23 protein-coding genes and 2 pseudogenes are annotated in these 21,891 nt (G+C 48.4%); 5 read left to right on the top strand and 20 right to left on the bottom strand.

All coding sequences use genetic code 11. From position 1 onward, the window contains the following. Positions 1-49: 49 nt before the first annotated feature. The 3 genes from E1963_RS04365 to E1963_RS04355 form a co-directional block, all read right to left on the bottom strand. On the bottom strand, positions 50-757 hold the full coding sequence (locus E1963_RS04365) for a GTP pyrophosphokinase (RefSeq protein WP_132275703.1): 708 nt from the start codon (positions 755-757) through the stop codon (positions 50-52). A gap of 115 nt (positions 758-872) precedes the next feature. Next, a complete protein-coding gene (locus tag E1963_RS04360) occupies positions 873-1,397 on the bottom strand; it encodes a cob(I)yrinic acid a,c-diamide adenosyltransferase (RefSeq protein WP_132275700.1) in 525 nt (174 codons plus the stop codon). 210 nt (positions 1,398-1,607) lie between these two features. Continuing rightward, the gene (locus E1963_RS04355) at positions 1,608-2,672 is read right to left on the bottom strand and encodes a PTS sugar transporter subunit IIC (protein WP_132275697.1); all 1,065 of its coding nucleotides are present in this window, start codon (positions 2,670-2,672) and stop codon (positions 1,608-1,610) included. Between the two features lie 274 nt (positions 2,673-2,946). Here E1963_RS04355 and E1963_RS04350 point away from each other — a divergent pair, with 274 nt between their 5' ends. Further along, positions 2,947-4,041, top strand: coding sequence for a KamA family radical SAM protein (locus E1963_RS04350; protein ID WP_132275694.1), 1,095 nt, complete (start codon positions 2,947-2,949; stop codon positions 4,039-4,041). 43 nt (positions 4,042-4,084) lie between these two features. Here E1963_RS04350 and E1963_RS04345 read toward each other — a convergent pair whose 3' ends face one another. Next, on the bottom strand, positions 4,085-4,603 hold the full coding sequence (locus tag E1963_RS04345) for a transcription repressor NadR (protein WP_132275691.1): 519 nt from the start codon (positions 4,601-4,603) through the stop codon (positions 4,085-4,087). 449 nt (positions 4,604-5,052) lie between these two features. Here E1963_RS04345 and E1963_RS04340 point away from each other — a divergent pair, with 449 nt between their 5' ends. Continuing rightward, complete coding sequence (locus tag E1963_RS04340; protein WP_132275688.1) at positions 5,053-5,316, top strand: hypothetical protein; 264 nt, start codon at positions 5,053-5,055, stop codon at positions 5,314-5,316. A gap of 51 nt (positions 5,317-5,367) precedes the next feature. Here the strand turns inward: E1963_RS04340 and E1963_RS04335 are convergent. From E1963_RS04335 to E1963_RS22525, 4 genes and pseudogenes are all read right to left on the bottom strand, one after another. Beyond that, a pseudogene (locus E1963_RS04335) lies at positions 5,368-6,626 on the bottom strand (ABC transporter permease). Beyond that, positions 6,589-7,452 (bottom strand): COG1361 S-layer family protein, encoded by an 864-nt coding sequence (locus E1963_RS20420; RefSeq protein WP_243117563.1) that lies wholly within the window; start codon positions 7,450-7,452, stop codon positions 6,589-6,591. The pseudogene E1963_RS04335 and the gene E1963_RS20420 overlap by 38 nt, the downstream one beginning before the upstream one ends. After that, on the bottom strand, positions 7,370-7,996 hold the full coding sequence (locus E1963_RS20415; RefSeq protein ID WP_243117562.1) for a hypothetical protein: 627 nt from the start codon (positions 7,994-7,996) through the stop codon (positions 7,370-7,372). Before E1963_RS20415 ends, E1963_RS20420 begins: the two co-directional genes overlap by 83 nt. Further along, positions 7,993-8,693: pseudogene (locus E1963_RS22525) on the bottom strand (ABC transporter ATP-binding protein). The gene E1963_RS20415 and the pseudogene E1963_RS22525 overlap by 4 nt, the downstream one beginning before the upstream one ends. Before the next feature lie 176 nt (positions 8,694-8,869). On the opposite strand from E1963_RS22525, the gene E1963_RS04320 reads away from it, so the two are divergent. From E1963_RS04320 to E1963_RS04310, 3 genes are read left to right on the top strand one after another with little or no spacing between them, the layout of a single operon-like run. Further along, positions 8,870-9,190 (top strand): PadR family transcriptional regulator, encoded by a 321-nt coding sequence (locus E1963_RS04320; protein ID WP_066573267.1) that lies wholly within the window; start codon positions 8,870-8,872, stop codon positions 9,188-9,190. After that, positions 9,183-9,773, top strand: a complete 591-nt coding sequence (locus tag E1963_RS04315) for a DUF1700 domain-containing protein (RefSeq protein ID WP_243117561.1) — start codon at positions 9,183-9,185, stop codon at positions 9,771-9,773. Before E1963_RS04320 ends, E1963_RS04315 begins: the two co-directional genes overlap by 8 nt. After that, positions 9,763-10,701 carry a DUF4097 family beta strand repeat-containing protein gene (locus E1963_RS04310; protein WP_132275685.1) on the top strand — a complete coding sequence of 313 codons (939 nt, stop codon included), beginning with the start codon at positions 9,763-9,765 and terminating at the stop codon, positions 10,699-10,701. Before E1963_RS04315 ends, E1963_RS04310 begins: the two co-directional genes overlap by 11 nt. A gap of 220 nt (positions 10,702-10,921) precedes the next feature. Here the strand turns inward: E1963_RS04310 and E1963_RS04305 are convergent, their stop codons facing one another. From E1963_RS04305 to E1963_RS04255, 12 genes are all read right to left on the bottom strand, one after another. After that, entirely contained in the window at positions 10,922-12,562 is a 1,641-nt protein-coding gene (locus tag E1963_RS04305) for a Na/Pi cotransporter family protein (protein ID WP_132275682.1), read from the bottom strand. 83 nt (positions 12,563-12,645) lie between these two features. Next, complete coding sequence (spoVAE, locus tag E1963_RS04300) at positions 12,646-13,002, bottom strand: stage V sporulation protein AE (RefSeq protein ID WP_006442835.1); 357 nt, start codon at positions 13,000-13,002, stop codon at positions 12,646-12,648. Positions 13,003-13,100: 98 nt separating this feature from the next. Further along, complete coding sequence (locus E1963_RS04295) at positions 13,101-14,105, bottom strand: stage V sporulation protein AD (protein ID WP_132275679.1); 1,005 nt, start codon at positions 14,103-14,105, stop codon at positions 13,101-13,103. A gap of 55 nt (positions 14,106-14,160) precedes the next feature. Beyond that, the gene (locus E1963_RS04290) at positions 14,161-16,884 is read right to left on the bottom strand and encodes a cation-translocating P-type ATPase (RefSeq protein ID WP_132275676.1); all 2,724 of its coding nucleotides are present in this window, start codon (positions 16,882-16,884) and stop codon (positions 14,161-14,163) included. Between the two features lie 119 nt (positions 16,885-17,003). Next, a complete protein-coding gene (locus tag E1963_RS04285) occupies positions 17,004-17,465 on the bottom strand; it encodes a SpoVA/SpoVAEb family sporulation membrane protein (protein WP_132275673.1) in 462 nt (153 codons plus the stop codon). A gap of 120 nt (positions 17,466-17,585) precedes the next feature. Next, positions 17,586-18,002, bottom strand: coding sequence for a stage V sporulation protein AB (locus E1963_RS04280; protein ID WP_132275670.1), 417 nt, complete (start codon positions 18,000-18,002; stop codon positions 17,586-17,588). After that, positions 17,962-18,636 carry a stage V sporulation protein AA gene (locus E1963_RS04275; protein WP_132275667.1) on the bottom strand — a complete coding sequence of 225 codons (675 nt, stop codon included), beginning with the start codon at positions 18,634-18,636 and terminating at the stop codon, positions 17,962-17,964. The genes E1963_RS04280 and E1963_RS04275 overlap by 41 nt, the downstream gene beginning before the upstream one ends. A 2-nt stretch (positions 18,637-18,638) precedes the next feature. Further along, positions 18,639-18,794 carry a hypothetical protein gene (locus E1963_RS19580; protein ID WP_167482110.1) on the bottom strand — a complete coding sequence of 52 codons (156 nt, stop codon included), beginning with the start codon at positions 18,792-18,794 and terminating at the stop codon, positions 18,639-18,641. A gap of 74 nt (positions 18,795-18,868) precedes the next feature. Next, a complete protein-coding gene (locus tag E1963_RS04270; protein ID WP_049729012.1) occupies positions 18,869-19,582 on the bottom strand; it encodes a SigF/SigG family RNA polymerase sporulation sigma factor in 714 nt (237 codons plus the stop codon). After that, on the bottom strand, positions 19,561-20,016 hold the full coding sequence (gene spoIIAB, locus E1963_RS04265) for an anti-sigma F factor (RefSeq protein WP_132275664.1): 456 nt from the start codon (positions 20,014-20,016) through the stop codon (positions 19,561-19,563). Before spoIIAB ends, E1963_RS04270 begins: the two co-directional genes overlap by 22 nt. Beyond that, complete coding sequence (locus E1963_RS04260; protein WP_066573237.1) at positions 20,017-20,328, bottom strand: STAS domain-containing protein; 312 nt, start codon at positions 20,326-20,328, stop codon at positions 20,017-20,019. Between the two features lie 186 nt (positions 20,329-20,514). Further along, complete coding sequence (locus E1963_RS04255; protein ID WP_132275661.1) at positions 20,515-21,888, bottom strand: tetratricopeptide repeat protein; 1,374 nt, start codon at positions 21,886-21,888, stop codon at positions 20,515-20,517. Positions 21,889-21,891 lie beyond the last annotated feature (3 nt).

The raw sequence follows: 21,891 nt of genomic DNA, 5'->3' as shown, positions 1-21,891 counted from the left end.
GATTTACAACAATAATCTAAAATATAACGAAAAAAGCCTGAGCAAAAGCTCAGGCCTGTATGATACTGCTGTTATTCCTGCTGATTCCGGCATCATTCTTTGTACGTTTATTAAACTCTTCCTGTTCTTCCAGACACGCCTGAATCGCTTCGTTCAGTGACAGCATCTTCTCGTCAAGAGTGGTTACCATCTCCGCACATTCCCGCAGTTCCCTGCTGATGTAATCAGGCGCGTTCCCTTCAAATTTATAATATATCTTATGTTCCAGACTCGCCCAGAAATCCATGGCAATCGTCCGTATCTGTATCTCTACTTTCGTATCCACCACACTGTCTGACAAGAAGATCGGAACCGATACAAGCATATGATAACTTTTATACCCGCTCTCCTTCGGATTCTTGATGTAATCCTTGATAGAAAGTACCTTAAGGTCACTCTGGTTCCCAATCATCTCTGCCAGCCTGTAGATGTCAGATGTAAAGGAACAGATCAGCCTGACCCCCGCAATGTCGTTCACATACTTTACCATATTCTCAATGGATGTCTCATATCCATATCTTCTTAACTTCTTAACTATGCTCTCCGGTGTCTTCACTCTGGTCTTGATATGTTCAATTGGGTTATACTGATGCACATGCTGAAATTCATCATTTAGGATCTCCAGCTTAGTACCAACTTCTTTTAACGCTGAAGTGTACAAAAACATAATTGTCTTCCAACTGTCAACATCCTCGTAGTTTTTAATCGTTGCCGTCATGCTACTCCTCTCCTCTCACTTGCGAAGAGTTATTTTCGTACACCGTTATTATATCATAATCTTTTTATATTGTCATAAACTTCACAGTTATTTAAGAAAGTACGCGTGAGGCATGCTAATATTCGATGCCCTCCCGGGCCATCTTGCCCTCATCATATGGATGCCGTATCTTACGCATCTCTGTCACATAATCCGCCAGCCCGAGCATGCGTTCAGATATTTCATGTCCAGTCATGACGATCTCGAGCCCCCTCGGCTTGTGTTCCAGAAAACGTATCAGCTTTTCTTCACTCAGCACTCCGAGCTGTACCGCGCACAATATCTCGTCAAGCACGAGCATATCAAAAGGGCTGCAGAACTTCACGATCTCATCCAGCGCTTTTGTATTGTAATGCCGCAGTTCGGCCTTCTCATCTCCATTCATCTGGCTGACGAACTTCACATGCTCTCTTCCCGGCAGACAGGTGATATTATCTATTTTCTCCAATATGTTCCTTTCATTGGAAGCGTTGTTTTTCAGGAACTGGAAAACGAGCACCTTAAGTCCACAGCCCGCAGCGCGCACAGCCAGCCCTATTGCTGCCGTCGTCTTTCCCTTGCCGTTTCCATGATAAATGTGTATTCTCCCCGTACCTGTCATAAGTCTCCCTCGCTCTTCTCTCATGTTTGTATTACAGCTGATACTTATATTATAATATCCGTTCGGGCAAATGTATAGCACGGTTTCAAACTATTTACCTCACCGCCCGCAGACACAGCAACGCTACGGGGATATACATTACTGACATGTCAATTACGACGACATACGGCCGCGAACCACAGACAAGTGGATCGCGGCCGTATGTATCTTCTATAGCTCCAGCTTCATGTCTCCAAATCTGATCCACTGCTTTTTCCGCATGAATTCAGAGACTGCCAGCGTGACTGCCGCCGGAAGGATAATCTGGATAATCAGAATTTTGATCAGGACGATGGATGCCGGTTCCGTCTCGATCATCGTCTGCCATGTCATAATCTGTCCTACAAGTCCTGCGGTTCCCATGCCCGATCCAGTCGCATTGCTTGTCATATGTAATACCATCGTACCTACCGGGCCAAGTATGGCGCTGGACACGATTGCAGGCAGCCATATGACCGGCCTGCGTACGATATTGGGTACCTGGAGCATGGAAGTCCCTATCCCCTGTGCCAGCAGGCCTCCGATTTTATTCTCCCGGTAGCTGGCGACGGCAAAGCCTACCATATTGCAGCAGCAGCCTACCGTAGCGGCCCCCGCAGCAAGTCCCGAAAGATTGAGTATGATTCCAATTGCCGCAGAGCTGATCGGCAGCGTAAGTATCATGCCCATCAGCACCGATACCACGATTCCCATCAGAAACGGCTGCTGTTCTGTCCCCCAGTTGATCAGGGAGCCGAGCCACGCCATAAATCCAGATATGGGCGGTCCGAGCACAAGGCCTACGGCCGAACCCGTACCTATCGCAACGATAGGAGTGACCAGTATATCCACCTTCGTCTTACCGGACACAAGATGTCCAAATATGATTCCTACATAAGCGGCTATAAATGCCCCGAGCGGCTCACCGGGCCCTGCGTATACCATAGCGCCGTCGACCAGCACCGCCCCGGCCAGAAGTTTGCTTGCAAATGCTCCGACCATACCGGCCGTCGCCGCAGATACGACCACGAGCGGTCCCTCCTTGAAACGATATGCTACTGCAGCGCCGATCCCCGCACCGGTCAATGATGCGGCCACCTTGCCGAGCGCATATATCATATCTCCCGCAGGCCCCCCGACAAGCGTACCAATCTGCTGAATAATCGTACCGATGATCAGGGTGGCAAAAAGCCCCTGAGCCATGGCGCTTAAGCCGTCAATAAATATCCGGTCCAGTATTTTCTTTAATCTTTCCATATGTAATCTCCCATTCCGCCCTCATTGCAATTACAACTGTCTTGTCACTTGCAAAGTCTATCACAATACTGTATTGAAATCAAGTATTGATTCCGTGGCTTGCAAGCCAGATGGTACATTGCAAATTTAATAATAGTTAATAATTATTTACTTTTTTTCTGCACCTTCTTCATGATATACTAAATTATATGTTGCTATTTCCAGCTGCCACAACATGGTACAGGCATCAGCCTGCAGCTGAAATACCGACAGGGAATGGAGGTGCACAGACTATATGAATTGGCAGGATGAATTAAGACAGAACATGACAACCCTGGATGAATTGGCCGCATGCATTCCCGGTATTGACACGAGCGACGATAATGCGCGCAGTATTCTGGAGAAATATCCTATGTCCGTCCCCAGATATTATTTGTCGTTAATTGATCCGGGTGATGAAAGCGACTGCATCCGCAAGATGAGTATTCCTTCTTTTTCAGAGATGGATATATCCGGTACCTTTGATACGAGCGGAGAATCTTCCAACACGAAGCTCAAAGGGCTGCAGCACAAGTATCCCCAGACCGTACTGCTGCTTTCCACAAACCGGTGTGCCATGTACTGCCGGTACTGTTTCCGAAAACGGATGGTCGGAAGCCATACGGAAGAGATCGTGGAAGACCTGGATCAAGTATTAGCTTATATTGAGGAGCACACGGAGATAAGCAATGTGCTCATCTCGGGAGGCGATTCCTTTCTTCTTGACAACTCTGCAATCGAACGGTATCTGTCCGCATTATGCTCCATCAGCCATATAGACTACATACGCTTCGGAACGAAGATACCTGTCGTCTTTCCTGAGAGGATTACAAGTGACGGGGAGCTTCAGGACATATTCCGGCAATACAGTTCAAAGAAGCAGATTTATATCATGACACAGTTCAATCATCCGTCCGAGCTTACCGCAGACTCTGTAAAAGCAGTCAGATGCCTGCAGAGCCTTGGCCTGATTGTCAAGAACCAGACGGTGCTTCTGAAAGGCATCAATGACAATCCGGATGTGCTTGCCGGTCTGATGAAAGGGTTTACAAAGGTGGGCATCATACCGTATTACGTATTCCAGTGCCGGCCGGTAACCGGTGTAAAGAACCAGTTCCAGGTACCTCTGCAGACCGGGTACGATATCGTAGAACAGGTGAAAAGGATGCAGAACGGCAACGGAAAGTGCTTCCGGTATGCCTTGTCTAATCCGGACGGCAAAGTAGAGATCCTCGGCAGATCAGACGACAGCCATATGGTATTCAAGTACCACCAGGCAAAGAATCCGGCAGATATCGGAAGAATCTTCGTAAAAGAAGTGCCCGCAGACGCCTGCTGGGTAGAAGAATAAAACAGACATGAAAAACGGCAGAAGCCGGAGCAACGGGCAGACATCAGTCAACCAGCACTCCGGCTTTTCTCAGCCTTTTTTCAGCCTCGTCCAGAACTTCCCTGTCCGGGGCCTCTATCGTATGATAATGAATATTGCCCGTCAGCTCTTTTAGCGGCTTGGCCGTATCCGAAAGAATCCTCTCCATGAATTCATCCACATCTTTCCTGCTGTTGATGCACAGATCCACAGCTATCTGGCCATATACTTCGTGCTCTACGATCACGTCCAGGACTTTGGCCCCTGCATCTACAATGCAGTATAGCTCTTCTGCCATCTTCCTGTTATCATGCTTGACCATGACCACCCGCTTATACGTGCCTGCCCCATCATCCCTGCCATACAGGATATATCCCTTATTCGTAGACAGTATATTCTTATTCGTGGCGCGCAGCAGGGCGATATCCTGCACGATAATCTGTCTGCTTACGCCCATCTGCCTCGCAAGAGCTGTACCGGAAAGAGGCTCCTCCTCTGTCTTGAGCAGCTCCAGTATTGCTTCTCTTCTTCTAGCTCCATCCATGCTTCTTATCCTTTCGCTGTCATCTGAACTTCCCCAAGCTGACAGGGGTATGTATATTTCATACACCAAACTGCCCTAAAATGCAAGTCCGGCTGCAGATTTTTTTATATTTACAATTGGTTTATATAGTTTATAAGTTTATAATCATATCTTCATCTTTTCTTTAGACAGCCGTCACATGTTAGACACAATTGTCTTATATACTTAAATCATCAAATGAAGCTGACGTTAGTACAGAGCAGATGATACTTGTATTTCCGCCAGCTTCGCCTAAAGACATTAAGTTCCATTTATGATAGATTGTTTTTTTCATTCCCTTTTCTCAAGGTGCAGCTTTTACCGGCTGCATCTTTTTTTGATGGCATCGGGCATTTACATCTTCCTTATCTGATGATATACTCAACTTTACCGGCACGGTACAGAGATATGATACAAAGGAGGGACGCGCCATGTTCCGATTATGGGGAAAGGAATTCAAAGATAACAAGATGCTCCGGGACACGGTCATCTGTGATGACAGTGACGATACCCGTACACATAAGATATTCAACGCTTTGGATGCCATCTGCTATGAATTCGACTTGAGCAAGCCGATATGGCTCGACGCTACGGTCCAGGAATTCAAACGACATGACAAAGCGAGGTTCTACCAGGACAATTTCGTTGATTCCATAGACTTTGATTATCTGGAAATCCATGTAATTGAAGAATAGAGGCAGGTGATAGTAGATATCACCTGCCCCTGTCCTGCATCATATATCCTGCTATTCGTTGCGTATCGCCGCCAGAGGGCTGAGGCGCATGGCCCTAAGCGAAGGAAAATATCCTGCCGCCACACCGACAAATACTGCAAATCCCATGGACAGAAGGACGAGCCACCACGGAATGAACGAGATGTTCCCGTCGATTCCCATCGCCGGACCGTTTCCGGTCAGGAAATTGATGATTCCCGACATGAGAAAGCTCAATAAATTTCCTGCCACTCCACCTATCAGTCCGATGAATGCCGCTTCCATCAGGAACATCTGCTTGATATTCTTCAGGCTGCATCCAAGGACCTTTATCACTCCTATCTCCTTCGTGCGCTCATAGATGGACATCATCATCGTGTTGGCTATCCCTATCGCTGTAACGAGAAGGGACACCGCACCGATTCCTCCAAGCACCGCCTGTACGATGGCGAACTGGCTTTTCATGCTTTCCAGATACTCTGCGTTCGTCTGCGTATTGTAGCCCATCTCGCGTAATCGCAATATGCACTGTAGGCGTTGGCATTATATTCATCCGGCCCGCCGGCAACGATGCCGCTGGCAGTCACCGCATGTTTCTTGACCGACTGTGATGACTGGCTTTCCCCCGGATTACCCGATCCGTCACCGTTGCCGGCTGCATTTCCGAAAGACTGCTCCTGGCTCTTATAATACCCTTCCTGGTCAAGGATAAGGAATACGGAGTCTTTCATCAGATTGATATCCGGTAGTTCCCCCGTCTCCCAATAGCTGCTCTGGGAATTCCTCTCTGTAAAGTTCGTTATTACTGCGTTGCCGTACAATATGTCCAGCTGGCTTCCTCCCTGCTTTGGAAAGCTCCCTTCCCCTAGTTCTATGTTCTTTGCCTTAAGCCCGTCTGGTGTCAGCGCGGTCAGCTGTACATATGCCTCATATTTGCCTTTCAGCATGATGACCGACATATCATACGCCGGAGCCGCCGTTTTGACATGCTCCAGTTCCGACAGCTTCTTTATCGTCTCGTCTGTCACATATTGGGTAGATTCTTCCGAGCTCTCCTGCCCGGAATACCCCATCATAGACTCTCCCGCCTCTTTGCCCGTTACCGTTATGGCCGTGAGCCCTCCGGACTGTTCAACTTCCTTATAGAGCGACTGCTGCATCCCCAGTCCAAGAGAAATCATTACTACGATGGATGCTGTACCGATGACGACTCCCAGAACCGTCAGATATGTCCTGAGTTTTCTTCTTTTGAGGTTACTCCCGCTCATCCTCAGCAGATCCATCCAATTCATTCAGCAATTCCTCCTCTTCATCTGCCATCTGCTTCTTCTTCTTTTTCTTTATAATGATAACCGCTGCAGCGGCCGCTGCAATGATGACGGCAATGACGATAACCGGGATGACAGGGAAGCCGCCTTGCTCCATCTCTTCCATCTCAGCCGCAGGCATATCACCCATCCCTTCCGGCCCCACCTCGAGCTGGAATTCCTTTGTCATGGATGAGACTTTGCCTGCCTCATCTTCATAGCTCAGCGTCATCGTCACTTTTTCACTCCCCGTGCTTTCTTTCGTTCCTTCCAGCGTGGCGTCGATAGAGGCCGTCGCGCCCGATTCGACATTTCCTATAAAGGTCTCTGCCTTTTTGACACACTTGCCTTCAAATGCAGCTTTCACGTTGTACAGCTTGATACGTCCGAGATTGTACAGGCTGCACATTACATTTGCCTCTTCTCCAACCGTTATGGCCTCCGGGCTTATTTCGAATTCACTGAATTCAAATCTGGCATCCTGCTTCACCGGTATGGATATGCTGGAGACCCCTTCTATCTGGGCCGCATCCGCATCTTCATATTTCATGCTCAAATCGATGCTGTACGGCTTCTGCAGCAGGTCTGCCTTGGCATTCAGCTGTATGGATATGTCTGCTGTGCCGTTCGCCTTGATACCATCTAGATAGATGGAACTGGAGCCGGATGCCGGCAGGAAAGCCGGTGCCGTCGTCTGCTCGTCAGAGCCTTCCGTCGGGGCGTTCAGATCAAAAAGCATATTGCCGACCCTGGTTGCTTTGGATGTGTTCTTCAGGTGAATGGTCAGCGTAAAGTTGCTGCCCGCCCGCATCTGCCGCTAACGGTATCGCATCTGCGCCGCCGGAACCACTGTCCTCCTGCTTCTTCGCCGGCTTGTTGCTCTCGTCCTGTCCGGACGCCTTCTTATCTGCGGGCTTCGCCGTCGTGAGCACATAAAAAGACTGGCTTCCAGTGATGCTTCCGCTTACGCCTCCGTCCCCCGTATACTTAAAAAGCAGCGTAAAACGGGTACTCGGCACATCGTCACGCTCGGTAAAGTTAAATTCCACCGGCTTCGTCTCACCCGCTGCCAGCGTATCTATCTTCGCCTCGTATTTCTGGTAATCCGTCTTAAATGGCCACTGGCTCACGTCGTCCTTCATATCCGGGGACACGACGATATTGCTAATATCATTCGTCGTATTATTCTTCACGTTCACCACGAACTTCTGCGGCTTCTGGTACTGGTACGTCAGCACCCCCGGAACCGATAATGTGATGTCCCCGTCTGCTGCTTTTGCCGGCATCGGCATGAAGGCAGCCGCCGTTACGGCGGATACGATCGGCACGGCCAGTAATCTCTTCATTGTCTTCATTGTGTTAATCCTCCCTCAACAGTTTCTTTTTCTCTGTTCTCTTCTATCTTTATGATATTGCCATCCCTTATGTGGAATATCCGGTCAGCGTATGTAGCCAGATGAGCGTCATGTGTAACCATCACAAGCGTCTTCTTCTGTTCCCGCACGACCTGCTGCATCAGCCCCATGACATCTTCCGATGTGTGGGAATCCAGGTTCCCTGTCGGCTCGTCGGCAAATATAATCTTTGGATCCACGACAAGCGCCCTCGCGACTCCGACCCGCTGCTGCTGCCCGCCGGACATCTGGTTCGGCCTGTGGTTCTTGTGCTTATTCAGATTCATAAGATCAAGCATCTCATCTGCCTTTTTCATCCTCTCCTCTTTCGGCATTCCGCGGAAACTTAGCGGAAGCGCCACGTTCTCCAGCGCATTCAATGTGCCAAGCAGATGAAACGACGGGATATGAACCCCACATTTTCACGACGGAACTTTACGAGCTGTTCTTCATTCAGCTTCTCTATGTGCCGGCCTCCTATGACCACGCAGCCCTTGGTGGGCTTCTCAAGTCCGGCCAGCATGTTAAGCAATGTGGACTTTCCAGAACCCGACGTGCCGACGATTGCACAGAACTCCCCTTCATAGATGCTGAAATCAAGGCCGTCAAGAGCCCGTACAACTTCATCTCCCACACGGTATAAGGAAAGACTTACCATATGAAATTATGATTTATTTCTTAATATGACTTAAAAACCAACGCTCATACGCTGTTTAAACAGCATGATCATATAAAATCTATATAATTATATACTTTTTCCTTATATATATGTTGACATTATATATTATATTGTATATAATATGCTTATCAAAAACATATAGAAAGGGTGAGGAAATGATATTCCCAATGAATACACCGATGTTTGATCTTCTTGTCCTCGCAGTGGTAGACAAGGAAGATTCCTACGGTTACCAGATAAGCCAGGTAATCAAGCAAGTATCGAACACGAAAGATTCTACGCTGTATCCGGTACTGCGAAGGCTGCAGGAACAGAATTACCTGACGGCATACGACCAGCCATATCAGGGGAGGAACCGAAAATATTACAGAATCACTGACGAAGGAAAACAGACTTTTGAAATGCTCAGCAGGGAATGGTCACTGTACAAAGATGCAGTAGACCAGGTTGTAAAGGGAGGTATGGACATTGAATAGGGCAGATTATATGAAAAGCCTGGAGCATGGGCTCAGACGGCTTCCGAAAGAAGACTATGACCGTGCTATCAGCTATTTTGAAGAATATTTTGAAGACGCCGGATCTGAAAATGAGGAGCAGGCAATTGAAGACTTAGGGTCTCCGGCACTCGCGGCGGACCAGATAATCCGCGATTTTGCGGTAGAAAACGCACAGAAACCTACTAAAAATATGAAAAGAAGCTTCTCCGCCGTATGGGTTGGCATCCTGGCTTTATTTGCAGCGCCGATAGGTCTGCCGCTTGCGTTTGCCGCCGCCGCGCTCGGACTTTCCTTTGTCCTCGTCATCGTATCGCTCATATTTGCCGTGTTCTGTACGGCTCTGGCATTTGCGGCATCCTCGGTGCCTGCTGTAGTAATCGGCATCTGGTTTCTGTTCACCTCGCCCGCTAACGGAATCGCCACGATAGGAGCCGGTCTTGTCGGTGCAGGAATCGCTATCTGGGTCGTCATGGGCTGCATAGCGCTCTGCAGATGGTTCTTGAACACTATGACGAAATTATTCGGAAGAATTGCCAAGGGGGGTAACAGACATGAAAAATAAGAAGAAAATATGGTTGATCTCTTTTATCTGTTTCGGAGCAGGAATTGTTATACTGATTCTCGGAATGCTCCTGGGGGGCCGCCCGGGATTCTACTTCGACAGTGACGGGTTGCACTCCGGTACCGATGATGCAGATCAGAAAAGCTATGTCCGTGGCGAAAGTGAACTTCAGGAATTTACCAGCATCGACATAGACCTGGACTACGCAGACCTTCAGATAATCCCGTCAGATTCTTTTCGGATCGAATACTGCCTGGAAGGTCCGAAGAAGCCTGTATGTACGGTAAAGGAGGGGCATCTGACGATAAGAGAGGCGGAATATAGGCGCTTCTTCAACTTTACCTTTATGATACCTCAGACCGGGGACTTTACAGATACCTATGTTAAGCTCTATATCCCGGAGAATACCGTGTTCAATACCGTTCATTTAGAGGCGCAAGACGGGGATATCAAGCTGCCGTCCCTGAAAGCCGACACTTTGGATATCAGGTCGGAGTATGGGGATGTCACTCTGAAAGATTTCGAGGGGACAGAGTTTGCCGCCTCACTTGACGACGGCTATTTTTCTGGTCAGAAGATCAAGTCTGAACGGATTGAGATGACGAATGAATATGGCGATATCTTGTGGAAAGAATTAGAAAGCAATACACTTGACGCTGAACTCAACGACGGCGACTTTACCGTGGAGCGTCTCATTACCGGCAGCGCGGAGATTGAGGATGAATACGGTGATGTTCATCTCGGAATGTCCGCCTCTTACAAAGATTATTCTTTGGACCTTGTCACAGAATATGGCAATATACAGATACCGGAATATGACGTTATATCTGGCGATGACGGCAGCCAATGCCGCGTGACGAGCACTTCCAGGAATATGGTAAAGGTCAGCTGCGAAGATGGGGATATCCGTATCTTTGATGCGAGGTGAGTCGAAAGTCCAGCGAAGCGTAATCCTGACGAAAAGTAATGTATAGGGTGGAAGAGCCGGAATCAGGACGAGGATGTTATGTAAAGCAACATCCCCGTTGCCTGATTCCGGCTCTTCTTGCTCAGACGGCTTCCACTCCTCGCTGCGATAGCTTCGCCACGTCCATATGCGCCAGCCCTCTGGTGCGAACCGCTTACAGCGGGTGCTGCCTCCAACGTGGTTATGCTATCTGTTCTAATACTTCTTCTGCAATATTCCTTGCATGGTCTGAGATACGTTCCAGGCAGACAAGTGTATCCAGGAACACGATACCTGCCTCCGTATTGCACTGGTTGTTTGTCAGACGCTTGATATGCTTGCTGCGAAGTGCAATCTCCAGATCATCAGCCTTTGTCTCTTTTTCAATCACCTTCAGTGCCATCTCCCTGCTGCCTTCATTGAAGGCTTTGAGCGCATATTTATAGCTGTCGATACATACGTCGAGCATCTCTTCCAGCTGTTCTTTTCCTACATCAGAGAATGTCACCTTTTTCTCGTACAACGTCTCCGCAAACTCGGAAATATTTTCACAGTAATCGCTGATCCTTTCTATATCTGACACCATCTGCAGCAGGTGCGCCACGTCCTGGTGTTCCCGTTCGCTTATCTGCAGGGAGCTCAGCTTGATGGAATATGCCGTGATGCCTGCACTAAGCCTGTCCACCGTGGACTCTTCATCCTTCAGGAACTGGATGTCGTCGCGGCTCTTGGTAAACAGGACATTCCTCGCGACCTCAAGGGAATCCTCTACAATTTGCCCCATACGGGCGACTTCCTTTACCGTTGACTGCAACGCCATTACCGGAGTCTCCAGAATACGGTCGTCCAGCAGCACCTTGCTCTTGTCCTGTTCTGCTTCTTCCACCCGGCCAATCTTTTTTGCCAGCCTGATTATCCAGTTGGACATAGGGAACAGAAGCACTGTGGTTCCAATGTTGAAGGCCGTATGAACCATACTTATCTGCGTCTGTGTTATCACTCCGGTACCGGCAAGCGGATTCAGCACTTCAAAGTACAAGATAGCAATCAGGCTGAATATCACCGTACCGATTATGTTAAACAGAAGATGCATGAGTGCCGCCGTCTTGGCATTCTTTTTGGCCCCCATACTGGACAGCATGGCAGTCACACATGTTCCAATGTTCTGCCCCATGATAATATAGATTGCCGCGCTAAACGGTACGAGGCCTGCAGCAGCAAGGCTCTGCAGTATACCGACAGACGCGGATGAACTCTGGATGATTGCCGTGACCAGTGCACCCGCAAGTATGCCGAGAAGCGGGCTGCCCCCCAATGTCACGAATATATTGCGAAATCCTTCGGAATCCTGTAACGGCGCGACCGCAGAGGACATCGTGGTGATACCGATGAACAGCAGACCGAAACCTACGATAATACTTGCTATTTCCTTTGAGGAACGTCTCTTTCCGATGAGCATGATGACGACACCGAGCATGACTGCAATCGGGGCAATCTTTGACGGGCTTAGAAATTCCGCCCACTCTACAGACGAGACGAGCCAGCCGGTCACCGTCGTACCGACATTGGCACCCATGATGACCCCCATTGCCTGGGTCAGATTCATGATGCCGGCATTTACAAAGCCTACGACCATGACTGTCGTAGCAGATGAGCTTTGGATTACTGCCGTAATCGCCGCACCGAGAAGCACGCCCATCAGCTTATTCTTCGTCAGCACTTCCAGCAGGGATTTCATCTTATTGCCTGCCGCGTTTTCCAGTCCCTGCGCCATAATCTGCATGCCGTAGATGAACATGCCGAGACCGCCGACAAAGGGAATTATAATATTTACGTAGTCCATTGATTTCCTCCTAATGTACTCATATCCTTCAAAACCATCATTTTTACAATACCATTATCATAAGGAGAAAACAACAAGATTTTTTATTTTTTCATTTTAGGTTCAAATATCAAAGATGCCAGATATCCAAAGATGAGAGCCGCAGAGATTCCCACTGCGCTGGCCTTGAATCCCCCCATGAAGATTCCGATGAATCCGTGACTGTCTACCGCTTCTTTAACGCCTTTCCACAACACATTGCCGAATCCCAGCAGCGGCACGCTTGCACCGGCACCGGCAAACTTAAGAAATGGCTCATATATCTGAAGTGCACCGAGCACCGCGCCGGAACATACGAGCAGTACCATAATGCGGCCCGGCATAAGCTTCGTCCTGTCCAGCAGTATCTGTACAAGTGCACAGATCAGTCCCCCAATCCAGAATGCATTAACATAATCCATATCCTACCTCCTTGTAAATTGGGGACGGGGGATTTTTAAAAAAACTCCGTCCCAAATTAAATTTTCCCTGTCCCTTTTTCGTTTTGCCGTGTCCCTTCTCAGCAGTGTTCGAGCACTATGCCGTGTGCAATACCCGGCACGCTTTCTCCTTCGTTGAAGCTGACGGTGGACATGAGGGCGCCCGTTGGCACGAAGAGTATCCGTTTCCACTCTCCCCGTTCCAGCTTGGGCAGTATATAAGACGAAAGTGTAACGGCCGCACACCCGCAGCCGCTCCCCCCGGCATGGGTGTCCTGTGTCTTCTGGTCATAAATCGTCATTCCGCAGTCCATATGATTTTTCTTTATATCAACGTTTTTTCCCCTCATCAGGTCGAACAGGATGCTTTGTCCGACGTATCCCAAGTCACCTGTCACGATACGGTTGTAGTCATCCGGCGTACGTCCGAAATCTTCCAGATTCCTCAATATCGTGTCGCAGGCAGCGGGTGCCATGCATGCTCCCATGTTCTGCGAATCTTTCAGTCCGTAATCTACAATCTTACCGACGGTGATGCCCGTCACACGTACATGGCTGCGCTTCGTTCCGACCACGAATGCTCCGCTGCCCGTCACAGTCCAGTGTGCGGAGAGCGGCCTCTGGTTCGCATATCCGAGCGGAAAACGGAATTCTTTTTCTGCACTTCCAAAATGGCTGGATGTAACTGCCAGCATGTTATCGCCATATCCCGCGGCTACGCTCATGGATGCCAGCGCGATAGCTTCTCCCGATGTAGAGCAGGCACCGTAAAGGCCGAACATCGGTATACTCAGCTCCTCGACGCCCATAGAAGTGGCTACCCCCTGCCTGAGAAGATCCCCGCCAAACAGATATCTTATATCCCGTACGTCCATATGTGCTTTGCCAAGGGCAAGTACGCACGCCTCTTTCTGCATGGTACTCTCTGCCGCCTCCCACGTCTCTTCGCCGAATAGGTCATTTTCTTCCACCATATCGAACATGCTTCCGAGCGGCCCTTCTCCTTCTTTTTTTCCAACAACGGATGCGCTGCCGACTATATAAGGTGAGTTTTCAAACGCAATGCTTTGTAATCCCTGAATCATCCTTGTTTCCCTTCCTATCTTACTATTCCTTAATAACATAAAAGAACCGATAGGATTACCTATCGATTCTTATGCTTTCCATTTTCACTTGATTGCATACATCCTTTTCCGGTTTTTGCAAAAACACCATAAGCTCATGGGCCAGTATAGGAAATGCAGCCAGTATCGTCAGCCGGATCCATTCATGGAGCTCGAGATGGACCGTGCCGAAAGCCTGGATGAGTACCGGAATCTCCGTCACAGATATCTGAAGCACAAATCCAAGTATAAAGGCTACAATCATCCATTTATTTTCCAGGTGGTTCATGCGGAACACCGACCTGTGGATATCCCGCATCCCAACCGCATGGAACAGCTGCGACATCCCCAATACCGTAAATGCGTATGTCTGGGCTCTCATGAGTATCTCTTCGCTCTGGAGCGCAAGCGCGATATTGGAAATCGAAAACGGGGCGCCTTTGCTCATGAGCAATTCATAAGGAACTGTAAAAAATGCAGTCAGGCTGATTCCCGCAATGAGCAGCCCGTAGAAACATGTACACGCCAGCCCTCCTCTCGCGAACAGGCTTTCCTTGGCTTTTCTCGGAGGTTCTTCCATCAGGCTGTCTCCGTCATTCTCATCCACACCAAGCGCCAGCGCCGGCAGGGAGTCTGTAATCAGGTTAATCCAAAGGATATGGCTTGATTTCAGCGGCGAAGCGATGTCACAGAGTACAGCGAGAAACATCGTCATAATCTCGCCAAGATTGGAGGACAGGAGAAATATTACCGTCTTTCTGATGTTCTCGTACACCCCTCTGCCTTCTTCAATCGCTTTCTCGATTGTTGCAAAATTATCGTCTGTCAATGTGATGTCCGATGCCTGCCTGGCTACATCGGTCCCTGTCATTCCCATCGCGATTCCCACATCTGCGGATTTAAGTGAAGGGGCATCATTTACACCGTCGCCCGTCATTGCAACTATATTTCCCCTTGTCTTAAATCCTTTTACAATACGTACCTTATGTTCCGGCGATACCCGGGCAAATACGCGGACATCGTCCAGCTTTTTCAAAAACTTCTCCTCCGGCAGGTTCTGTACCTCTTCCCCTGTCATGCACTGTTCCTGGCGTTCTACAATTCCGAGCTGCCTGGCTATTGCAAATGCAGTGTCAACATGGTCCCCGGTAATCATAACGGTGGTGACCCCTGCCTGCTTAAATCTGGCTACCGCACCTCTTGCCTCTGGCCGGGCCGGGTCTCTCATCCCCACCATTCCGATGAAGGTCAGTTCCCGCTCTACCGGTGCCGTGCCACCGACGCGCATAGCCACTGCCAGCGTTCTCAGCGCCTGCGAAGACATTTTCTCGATTGCTTCTTGAATCTGGCGGCGGTGCGTTTCCGTCATGGCCGTTACATTGCCTCGTATCAGTATGCGGCTGCATCTTTTGAGCACTACATCTGGAGCACCTTTTGTATACGTCACGTTAGAAGATCCGTTCTTGTGCATGGTGGACATCATCTTGCGCCCAGAGTCAAAGGGCAGTTCCTTTTTCCTCGGCATCTCCTTCTCCAGCGCCTCCCTTCGGATGCCATACTGTTCCGCAAGATTCAAAAGGGCCAGTTCTGTCGGGTCGCCGATGCTGCTTCCATCCTTCTGGACAGCGTCGTTACACAACGTCAATCCCTGAAGCAGTTCTTTATGTTCCCTTACGTCTAGTTCCTTCCTGTCTAAGATTCTCTGGTTGATATAGCAGCCTTCCACAGTCATCTTATTCTGTGTCAGCGTCCCCGTCTTGTCAGAGCAGACAACGCTTACTGCTCCGAGTGTTTCTACTGAGGGCAGCCTCCTCACTATCGTATGTACCTTCACCATCCGTGTCACGCTTAGTGCCAGACAGATCGTAACGACGGCCGGAAGCCCTTCCGGCACCGCTGCCACTGCCAGTGATATGGCCGTGATAAGCATCTCTGCCATGTTACGGTGCTGTAGTACCGCAATCACAAATAAGGCGGCGCACAGTCCAAGCGACAGTATGCTCAGCATCTTGCCAAGTTCTCCCAGGCGCTTCTGCAGTGGCGTTATCTCCTCCTGGCTGTCATTGATCAGTGCCGCTATCTTCCCGATTTCTGTATGCATCCCTGTGGCTGTCACGATTCCTAGCCCACGCCCGTTTGTCACTATTGTGGACATATAGGCCATGTTTCTGCGGTCTCCGAGTGGTACGGATGACGCTTTGTATCCTTGTCCCTTCCCTTTTCCGGCAATAAAGTCTACATTTTTTTCAATCGGCAGCGATTCTCCGGTCAGCGCAGATTCTTCTACCTTTAGATTATTTGCCTTGACAAGCCTCATATCGGCAGGTACCTGGCAGCCGGCGTCCAGACATACGATGTCACCTGGCACTAGCGAAGATGCCTGTACCTCCTGCTCTTTTCCTTCACGGATTACGATTGCCCTTGGGCTTGTCAGCTTCTTCAGGGAATCTAACGCTTTTTGCGCCTTTCCTTCTTGGATGATACCGACAAACGCGTTCATCAGCACTACGACAATTATAATGATGGCATCGCTGACTTCCTGTAACAGTATAGAAACCGCCGCCGCGGCAAGCAGGACATATATGAGCGGGTCATTAAGCTGCTCAAAGAACGACTCGATCTTCGTCTTCTTTCTGGCAGACTTGAGCTCATTTGCGCCATTCTCCTGCAGGCGCTGCGCTGCTTCCGTATAGGAAAGGCCATGCTCTGAATTGGTTTTCAATTCTTCGCATGCTTCCCTGACTGTCTTGTTCTCAAACATAATATTCCCTCTCCTTATCCGCATTAACCCCTTAAAATGGAATTCAACAGGCCTGTACTTCCTGTCCTAGTACAACCTTATGCGGTAAGAATCGGGAATATGTTGTCTATCGTAAAAATCTATTTGATGATGTCTGCAAGTTTCAGAATCCAATATCCGAGCCCTATGGCCCAGCTCGTGAAGATACCATACAGGATGACCGGGCCTGCGATTGTGAAAATCTTGCAGCCGATACCCATGACCTGGCCTTCCTTCTTATATTCTATAGCAGGCGCTGCCACAGAGTTAGCAAAACCGGTAATCGGCACAAGCGCACCGGCTCCGCCCCATTTGGCGATGCTCGGGTATACATTGATCCCAGTCAGCAGTACGCTGAGCAGGATAAGTATGAGAGAAGTCCATCCGGCGCTCGTATCCTTATCAAGACCCACCTTCTCACAATAGTTCAAAATTGCCTGTCCTATGACGCAGATGATGCCCCCGACAACGAAAGCCTTAGCCATATTTGCCGGAAGGTTGTGTACCGGCGTTTTTTGTTTTACGTAATTTTCATAAGCCTGCTGCTGTTTTTGCTTATCCACAATTATTCCTCCTTTTGGGGATAACTCGGGCGGGTGAGGTTGGGGACGGAGGTTTTTTAAAAAACCTCCGTCCCCAACCTCACTTTCCCCTGTCCCCGATTGATTTTGCCGTGTCCCTTTTTACCAACGGTTGAAAAAGAATATCAGTGAGCCGATTCCTTTGCCCAACGCCATCCCGGCGATTAGATAAGGGATATATCTCAATAGCTTTACCCGCCGGATAAAAATTGGAAATACGTTTAAGATTTCTGCCAGCGCCATGGACCAGCAGCCAACAAATATGCCTGCAAACAGCCCGAATATAGGCAGCAGGAAGCCGCCGTGCGGAATGGCAATCCTGTAGATAAAAAATATATTGCCAAGCATGCCGCCAAGTGCGACGCAGTCCTCATACAATAAGATGTGTTCTCCGGTGTGCGTACGGTCTGCAAAATCGGATACGACTCCAAGTCCGATGATAAAGGAAAACAGACCGCCTGCAACAACTACTCCGGCGCTAAGTCCGATGAGTGCCAGAAGGATTTGTGTTGCCCACATCCTGCTCTTTGCCCTTTCTGGAATATGTTTCTATCAATGTCGTCTGGATATCATTTTCATACAGACGCATCTCAACTTCCATTGGAGTCGGATCTACGGTGAATTTTTTCTTTCCAAAATGATTAAAGAATATGAGAATACCTATAATCAGCCCGATACAATACGTAAGCTCCAGAATCGTAAAGCCACTAGACTTCTGCCCTGTCACAAGCTTATATATCTGAGAGAACAGCTTGACCGTATCAACGTCATTGTTAAAGGCCATAATAGAAAATGCAGCACCTATGAACGTAATGACGATAACACATGATGCTTTCAGGGCATGTACAAGTCCACCGGCCGTCTGCTGCTGTTCGTATGTTACGATAAAGTCTTGCTCCCCCAGGTTCTGTATATCCATATTGGGAAACTGCTCGTGGATAATTTCTATCACTTTTAAGATGGATACTGCAACTCTGTTCTGGTTTTTCTTATCTGTGTGATGAAATTTCAGCAGCTTCAGTGTATTCAGTTTCGGAACGACCGACGGATTGGAACATTCCATCGTAAGCACGTCCCCTAACGTCACATCGGGCTTGGTGACCTCTACGTTCCTGTCCGCTTTTATATATACTGTCTCGCTGTTTGCCGCCATGCCTACACCCTGCTTTCCGTTCCAGTCATGATTAATGTTCCCTCGCTGATGTCGCTTTTGCTTCTTACATCATTAAAGTAGTAGATACAGCCGATTATCACGGCTGCCGCCACAACACAAATTAAGCATACCCGGAGTTTTTTCCTGGCCTCATCCATACTGACACCCTCCTTATACTTCTTTTGTGGGTTAGTATGGATATATTTCGGGAAAATATACACGGGTATGCTTTTTATATTCTTTCACGCAGACGTTTTAATATTTTCTTTTCCAGACGCGATACCTGAACCTGGGATATGCCCAGTTCCTGACCTACCTGCGACTGCGTCTGGTTGGCAAAATACCGCAGATAGATAAGCTGTCGTTCATCTTTGTTCAGATATTCCAGCAGCTGCTGGAGCAGCATATGGTTCAGGATTTTCTCCTCTCCGCCTTCTTTTTCCGGCAGCTTGTCCATAAGGCGGATTTCCTGTCCTTCCTTTTGATATATCGGTTTGTGCAGCGATTCGATATCACCGCTTGCATCCAGAGCCATCGTAAGCTCTTCCCGGTCGACCTCAAGATATTCTGCTATCTCCGTGATGGTCGGTTCCCGTCCAAGTGCCTCCTGAAGCCTTTCCTGACAGAGATATGCTTTATAGGCAAGCTCCTTTAACGAACGGCTTACCTTGATCATGCCGTCATCTCTCAGGAAACGTTTTATCTCTCCTGATATCATCGGAACAGCATAGGTCGAGAATTTCACTTCATACGACATGTCAAACTTGTCGATTGCCTTTAAAAGCCCGATATTCCCGACCTGGAACAAATCCTCAGCCTCAGCGCCCCGGTTATAAAAGCGTTTGACAATGCACCATACAAGTCCTGCATTTTCCTCCACTAACTGTGCTCTCGCTTCTTCATCCCCCTGGTGAGATTTTTGAATCAAAGCGATTGTGTGGTCCATAACTTACGTCCTTTACCAATAGTTTTTTCCATTTTTACGGTTGTTCCTTGTCCTGGTTCAGATTCAACTTCCAGATGGTCCATGAAAGCTTCCATGAACGAAAAGCCCATGCCGGAGCGGTCCAGTTCCGGCTTTGTCGTAAACAGCGGTTCCATAGCCTTTTTTACATCCGGAATCCCTTTTCCCTTGTCCTCAATCTCCAGGTACAATGTCTTTCCTTCTGTCCTGCAGCGGATATAGATATTATGTACTTCGTTCTCATATCCATGGATAATTGCGTTGGTGACCGCCTCTGATACGGCAGTCTTGACATCTGAGACTTCTTCCACCGTTGGATTCAGAGAGGTCATAAAAGCTGCCACCGTCACCCTGGCAAACGACTCATTCGATGATCGGCTGTCAAATATTAATTGCATTTCATTCGTATTTTCCATCTATTTATCCTCCTCATATATCTTCATAATTTTTGTTGCTCCTGACATCGTTAATATTTTCTTCATTCTCTCATTGGTGTGGACTGCACACACCTCTCCTCCTAACATATAGATTCGCTTGTAGCGTCCCATAATCACGCCAATCCCCGAACTGTCGCAGAAAACCGTATCCTCAAAATCAAAAATCACATATCGGATATGGTTCTTTTCAATGAGATGGTCAGCCTCTCGCCTGATGCTCTCTGCATTGTGATGGTCCAGTTCTGTCGGCAGGAATATGGTAAGACAATTCTCCTGCACTTCATACTTCATGTTACTCCTCCTCTTTTCTATGTTTTATATCGGGACAGGGCAAATTCAATTTGGGACAGGGATTTTTTAATTGGGGACGGAGGAAATCTAAAAAACCTCCGTCCCCAACCCCTTCTTCGTTGTCACCAAAAAAGGACATGCAATCTAATTGCATATCCTTTATCTTCTGTAACCCTGTTTAATTCCTTATTCAGTTTGATTGTCTGCGCTGCCATCGTCTTTGCTATCTCCGCCGGCCTTCTGTTCATCCAGCGCGCTTTGCGCCTCGGATGCCGCCTCGGTGTTCGGATAGTTCTCGATGATCTTCTGATACTCGATATTCGCCTTGTCCTGGTCGCCTTTCTTTTCATAAGACCGGGCAAGCAGCAGCTTGGCGCCGCCGTCAGAATATCCTTCGTCCATCTGCATTACTTTTTCAAGGTTGCTGATGGCCGTATCATAGTTGGCAACTTCAAAATTATTCTTAGATGTAGAGTACAGGTCCTCGCACATCCTAGGATAGAGCTCTCCGGTTATCTCGTCAAAGCGTTCCCGCCCAACGGTGCCAAGAGACTCGGCATTTACTTTCAGAAGTTCCTCCAGCATGGCATCGTTGCTCATATCTTTCGCATTGTAATGCTTGGAGATATTCATGACGATCTCGTAGCTTTCCTGGGTGGAAGTAGCCGTGGCTTTGGCATTCTCCGTCTCCTCGCTCGTGGAACGGTAATCCTCAAGTTCTTTCTTCAAAGCACTTATCTGTGCTTTCTGAGTTGCGATCTGGTCGCTGAACGCCACGGTCTGCTTGTTGAGCTTATCCTGCCTTGAAGCGTTAATCGCGGGCATGATCATAAACCACATGACCGCAACTCCGACAAGCACTCCGATTGCTATATTCACAATCGTATGCAGCCCTGTGTGTTCTTTATAGCTTGATGACACCGGCTGTATGATTGTTTCATTTCCAATATTATAAGTAACGGTCTGCTGCTGTTCCTCAGTATCCTTCTCCTTGATCCTGGCATTTTTAGATCTGCGCACCTGGTTCAGCTCATGCATATACCTGAGCGTGATGTCATCCGTCGTGTCCAGCTTGTGTGCTATCCTCAGGCACTGCCTCGCTTTAGAATACTGCTCCGTCTGTAGATATAAAAGTGCAAGAAGCTGATATGCTTTCACAAATGTCGGATGGGCAGCGACGACCTTCTTAAGCTGTATGATTGCCAGGTCCTCACCGTTCTGACGGGCATAGCCAAGAGCCTGGTTGAACTTCTTAATCGCCTGATTCAACGTATCAAGCTCTCCCGGCGTCTCCTGAAGCTTCTGGATGTAATAGTTGGATATGTTTTCATGAGACTGGAAATTCTTGCTGAGGATCCACTCTACCAGAGCCTCGCCGATATCCCCCCTGCCGTAATACGCAAGGCCAAGAAGGTTTCTGGCTGCAATGTTCGCTCTATTGTATTGTAAACTGCGCCTCAAGGATGTTATCGCACCGGATAAATCCCGGATATTGGCTTTCTTAAGTCCATCGTTATACCAATAATTGGACTGGTATAAGAGTTTCATTGAATAATCCATATA

It is taken from the genome of Extibacter muris, from assembly GCF_004345005.1.
GTDB classification, from domain to species: Bacteria; Bacillota; Clostridia; order Lachnospirales; family Lachnospiraceae; genus Extibacter; species Extibacter muris.
Note: the sequence above shows the minus strand (reverse complement) of the source record. Positions and strands in the feature narration are given on the sequence as shown.